The organism is Acetobacter sp. DsW_059 (genome assembly GCF_002153695.1).
GTDB lineage: Bacteria > Pseudomonadota > Alphaproteobacteria > Acetobacterales > Acetobacteraceae > Acetobacter > Acetobacter thailandicus.
The window spans coordinates 1-2,897 of record NZ_JOPI01000090.1 but is presented as its reverse complement, the minus strand read 5'-3'; the positions used below and the strand labels follow the sequence as shown (position 1 = coordinate 2,897).

The following is a 2,897-nucleotide window of genomic DNA, read 5'->3' as shown; positions in this document are numbered from 1 at the left end:
TCAGGAGCCGGGGCTGCCGCAACAGGAGCAGCTACCTCAGGAGCCGGGGCTGCCGCAACAGGAGGAGCAGCCACCTCAGGAGCCGGGGCCACTTCGGTCGAAGGCTGATGAATATGCCAGCGGACGCCACACGCTGAACACCTCAGTGTCTGACGCTTGACAAGAAGCTCTTCAGGTACCCGATACGCAATTCCACAGGAAGGGCAGACAATTCTCATCAGCACGCTCTGGAACACCCCATCACAATAACATCAGACCAAAAAATAACCATTCAAACTCCAAAGAGGAGCCCGCAGCGCACCATACCCTGTTTTCATAAAAAGATCATACCCTCTTCCTTTATAAAATAAATAAAGGCTACAAGGTACTATTGTGAATTAATTCTCTTTCCTCAGAAAACCTGCCCGGCATGACAGAAGATAACCTGAAAAACTGACAAACAACGTCTCAGCCATTGTCTTCTCGGTTTAATACGCCATAACTTAAAATCCGATGGCATAATTTTCTGTCCCTTTAACTTTACGGAGCCTGCTGCTCCCGGGCGTATTTTCTGTTATGCTGGCTGCCCATTCATTATAATGAATAGCTATTACGAACGGTGCACATGATCTGTCTGCAGAATGTTTACTGGCAACGAGAACGCAGACGCGGGCACTCTGTTCTGCATGATATTACATTTACGATCAGACAAGGCGGGTTTCGATGGCTGCTTGGCCCCTCTGGCGCAGGAAAAAGCAGCCTGCTTGCGCTGCTCAACCTCGAGAGCCTGCCTCTGACAGGGCAGATGAATATACTGGGTAAGTCTGTCAGCAACACAACACCACGCTCTGCTCTGGTCCGGCTGCGCCACAGAATCGGCATGGTACATCAGGATTATAACCTCATCCATGACCTCTCTGTTTTTGACAATGTTGCCCTCCCTCTCCGCCTGCAAAAACGCCCCGAAGATGAAATCAGTGAGGAAGTAAAGGCCATTCTCAGCTGGGTCGGACTTGGCGCGCATACAGGCATGCCATCTGCCAGCCTTTCAGGTGGAGAGCAGCAGCGCACAGCGCTCGCCCGGGCCATCGTGCATCGCCCTGAAATCATACTGGCTGACGAACCGACAAATGCTCTCGAAGAATCTCAGGCCTACAGACTTCTTGACCTGTTTGATGAGCTGAATACCATGGGTACGACTGTCATTGTCGCCACGCATAATGAAGCTCTGGTCAGACGTATGCCACGCCCTTCCCTTTACCTGGAAAATGGTCATCTGACCTGTGAAGGCGGAGAATAATGCTCTCTTTTCTTCTGCCCGGCCGTCATGATGGTCTTTCCCTTTCAAAAGCTTTACCAGACCGCACATTATTCTTCCTGGTAACTATGATCAGCTTTCTCGCCGCTCTGACCCTCACTGGCGCAAATGGAGCACGGAGCCTCTCGGAGCGCTGGCAAAATGGTGCAGCTCAGCTGCTGACCATTCAGGTTCCCGAGCCAGATCAGTCCGTAAATAATAAACTCTCCACTTCGCGTGCGGATACTGTTGTCGCAGCTTTATCAAAAGCTTTACCTGGCAGCATTGTTCACCGGCTGACACAGGCCGAGCTCAACCACCTGCTGACCCCATGGCTGGGAGACATCAAAGATAATGCCCTGCCCCTGCCCGGCGTCATTGAAGTGAGACTTCCCGATGGCAGCAGCCCTCCGGACGACCTGAGTAAAACTCTGAATGACCTCGTTGCAGGAACCTCGGTCGAACGCAACACAGAATGGAGTGAAAGACTTAAAATACTGGCCGAGAACCTGCTAACATGCGCCACTCTGGCTCTTGTCGCTGTTACAGGGGTTGCCACCATGATTATTGCCCTGACAACACGAACCGGGCTTTCAAGCCGGCGTAACATTATCCGGATCTTACATAGCCTCGGGGCAACAGATAATTATATTGCAGGCCGTTTTGCGAGCAGAACCGGCCTGCTCGCACTTGCTGGCGGTATTTCCGGCACGCTGCTCTCCCTTATACCTCTCACCATTCTTTTTCGTATGGCAGCACCTTTCACGGCACCTTCTGCCACAATCACCGACCTGCCCGAGTGGTATGAGCTCACGGCAATGTTTCCTTCAGACCTGCTGACTGCTCTCGCGGCTCTACCATTCGTTGCTGCGCTTATTGGCTGGTTCACAACACAGACCATTGTTCGCCTCTGGCTGCTGCGTATGCCATGACGCAGGCTTATGGTAACCAGCACTCTCGCCGGACGTCACTTCTGAAAAGATTTTTTTTGCTCCTCGCCTTACCTCTCCTCGGTCTGATTATTCTGTTTGGCTGGTTTTTTGTTACGGCGTTAACTCCGCCTCCGCAGGCATATCTCCTGCCACATACCGACGGCATTGTTGCCCTGACAGGAGGGCAGAAGCGCATAGAAACCTCTCTGAAACTACTATTGCAGAATCGGGGAGATAAACTTCTGATCTCAGGGGTAAGCTATCAGACTGCGGATAAAGACCTTCTGCCCCCCCTGCCTGACACAATAAAAACACGTATCACTCTGGGTTATCAGGCACGTTCAACTATTGGTAATGCAACAGAAACAGCTACATGGGTCGCTGATAACCATATTCACAGCCTGATTATCGTCACAGCCGGGTATCATATGCGGCGTGCCATACTTGAACTGGAGCGCACTTTACCCGGCGTGACTCTTTATGCTTATCCGGTTACACCTCCGGCACTCACGCACCCCCTCACACTGACGACATTGCGCCTGCTTCTGACCGAATATTTCAAATGGATTGGTGCTCTGGCCGGTATAACGCAGAACCCCTCAAAAACAGTCATGACAGCACTGAGACACTAGGCTCAGGACTCATTCTTTGAGATAGAAGATGAAGCTTGCAGCGATATGGATTGCGGA

At 51.6% G+C, this 2,897-nt stretch carries 4 protein-coding genes; 3 read left to right on the top strand and 1 reads right to left on the bottom strand.

What is annotated here, in order from left to right; all coding sequences use genetic code 11:
- On the bottom strand, positions 1 to 218 hold a 218-nt coding region (locus tag HK25_RS12030; RefSeq protein ID WP_198945985.1), incomplete at its 3' end, for a zinc-ribbon domain-containing protein.
- A 386-nt stretch (positions 219 to 604) separates the two neighbouring features.
- Between HK25_RS12030 and HK25_RS12025 the strand changes: the two genes are divergently transcribed.
- Genes HK25_RS12025 through HK25_RS12015 form a run of 3 tightly spaced genes read left to right on the top strand, consistent with a single transcriptional unit; the run spans position 605 to position 2,840 of the window.
- On the top strand, positions 605 to 1,279 hold the full coding sequence (locus HK25_RS12025; protein WP_086554328.1) for a cell division ATP-binding protein FtsE: 675 nt from the start codon (positions 605 to 607) through the stop codon (positions 1,277 to 1,279).
- Positions 1,279 to 2,208, top strand: a complete 930-nt coding sequence (locus tag HK25_RS12020; protein WP_194299644.1) for an ABC transporter permease — start codon at positions 1,279 to 1,281, stop codon at positions 2,206 to 2,208. The genes HK25_RS12025 and HK25_RS12020 overlap by 1 nt, the downstream gene beginning before the upstream one ends.
- Positions 2,205 to 2,840 carry a YdcF family protein gene (locus HK25_RS12015; RefSeq protein WP_086636379.1) on the top strand — a complete coding sequence of 212 codons (636 nt, stop codon included), beginning with the start codon at positions 2,205 to 2,207 and terminating at the stop codon, positions 2,838 to 2,840. Before HK25_RS12020 ends, HK25_RS12015 begins: the two co-directional genes overlap by 4 nt.
- Positions 2,841 to 2,897: the final 57 nt, after the last annotated feature.